The 2,224-nt window shown below is 70.8% G+C and carries 1 protein-coding gene; it reads left to right on the forward strand.

What is annotated here, in order from left to right; translation table 11 throughout:
* Nucleotides 1–2,224, forward strand: a 2,224-nt coding sequence (locus tag ALA01S_RS30825; RefSeq protein WP_157119428.1) for a DUF4082 domain-containing protein, incomplete at both ends; no start/stop codon positions are given.

Below are 2,224 nucleotides of genomic sequence, written 5' to 3' on the forward strand. Positions count from 1 at the left end.
GGCGGGCCGCTTCGACTACTTCAAGTCCGTGAGCCCCGCGGGCTGCTCGGTGGCCAACTGGGAATGCGTGCGCGGCACGTCCTACATGTTTCCCAACACGCCGCTGAGCGATGCCCAGGCCGCCCAGTACACCCAGGACGGCTTCGAGGTCGGCCTGCACATCAACACCAGTTGCGGCGACTTCACCGCCGCCTCGCTGGACGGCATCTACGCCACGCAGCGCGGCGACTGGGTGGCCAAGTACGCCAGCGTCCCGCCGCCCAGCACGCAGCGCCACCATTGCATTGCCTGGAGCGACTGGAGCACCGCCGCCGAAACGCAGCTCAAGTACGGCATGCGGCTGGACACCAGCTACTACTTCTGGCCGCCGGGCTGGGTGGACGACGTGCCGGGCCTCTTCACCGGTTCGGCCATGCCCATGCGCTTCATGAAGCTCGACGGCAGTTTCGTGGACGTCTTCCAGGCCGCCACGCAGATGACCGACGAGTCCGGCCAGACCTACCCCTACACCATCAACACCCTGCTGGACCGCGCGCTGGGCGCCGAGGGCTACTACGGCGCCTACGTCATCAACGCCCACACCGACGTGGCGCTCATTCCCGAGGCGCAGACCACGGTCACCGCGGCCCAGGCGCGGGGCGTGCCCGTCATCTCCGCGCGCCAGATGCTGACCTGGCTGGATGCGCGCAACGCGTCCTACTTCGCCGCCATGGCCTGGAATGGGAGCGCGCTCAACTTCAGCGTCTCGCGCGCCGCCGCGGCCACGGGGCTGCAAGGCATGCTGCCGCGCCGCTCCGGCAACGACGTGCTCGTCGGCATCGTGCGCGGCGGCACCGCCGTGCCGTTCACCCTCAAAGTGATCAAGGGCGTAGAGTACGCCTTCTTCGCCGCGGACACCGGCAGCTACACCGCCAGCTACGGCGTGGACACCAGCGGCCCGCTCGTCTCGTCCACGGTGCCGGCCGCCGGCGCCACGGGTGTAGGCATCTACGGCACCGCCAGCGCCACCTTCAACGAGGCGCTGGACCCGGCCTCCGTCAACACCACCACGGCGGAGCTGCGCAACGCGGCCAATGCCGTCGTGCCCGCGGCGGTGGCCTACAACGCGGCCAACAACAGCGTGACGCTCACGCCCTCGGCGCCGCTGGCGGGCTCCACCACCTACACCGTCACGCTGCGCGGCGGCACGGCCGACCCGCGCATCAAGGACCTCGCGGGCAACCCCATGGCTGCCAACGCGTCATGGAGCTTCACCACGGTGGCCGCCGCCAGCGTGCAGGACTGCCCCTGCAGCGCCTGGTCCAGCACGGCCACGCCCGCCAGCCCGTCGGTCAACGACCCGGGCGCGGTGGAGCTGGGCGTGAAGTTCCGCGTGGACGTGGACGGCGTCGTCACCGGCGTGCGCTTCTACAAGGGCACGGGCAACACCGGCACGCATATCGGCAACCTCTGGAGCTTGGGCGGCGCGCGGCTGGCCACGGCCACCTTCGGCAACGAGACGGCCAGCGGCTGGCAGGAGGTGCAGTTCGCCACCCCTGTGCAGGTGACGGCCAACACCGTCTACGTCGCTTCCTACTACGCGCCCAACGGCCACTATGCGGGCGACAACAATTTCTTCGCCAACACCGGCGTGGACAAGGCGCCCGTGCACCTGCTGCAAAACGGCGTGAGCGGCGGCAACGGGGTCTATGCCTACGGCAGCAGCTCCAGCTTCCCGTCGCAGACCTGGATGGCCAGCAACTATTGGGTGGACGTGGCCTTCACGCCGGCCAACGCCGGCCCGGACACCACGCCGCCCACCGTCACGGCCACCGCGCCGGCCAACAGCGCCACCGGCGTGGCCACCACGGCCAGCGTGACCGCCACGTTCAGCGAGGCGCTGGACGCCACCACGGTGAGCGCCGGCACCTTCGAGCTGCGCGATGCCAACGGCGTGCTGGTGCCCGCCGCGGTCAGCTACAACGCCGCCAGCCGCACCGCCACGCTGGCGCCCAACGCGACGCTGGCGGCCTCCAGCAGCTACACGGCCACGGTCAAGGGCGGCGCCGCCGATCCGCGCGTCAAGGACGTGGCCGGCAACGCGCTGGCCACCAGCCTGGCCTGGACCTTCGCCACCGCGGCACCGCCGCCCGGCTGCGCCAATCCCGCCAACGCCATCGTGGCCGAGAACTGCCTGGCCGGCAGCCCGGTCTCGGAGTGGGACATCAGCGGCGCGGGCGACAGC

This window comes from Azohydromonas lata NBRC 102462, assembly GCF_001571085.1.
GTDB lineage: Bacteria > Pseudomonadota > Gammaproteobacteria > Burkholderiales > Burkholderiaceae_C > Azohydromonas > Azohydromonas lata.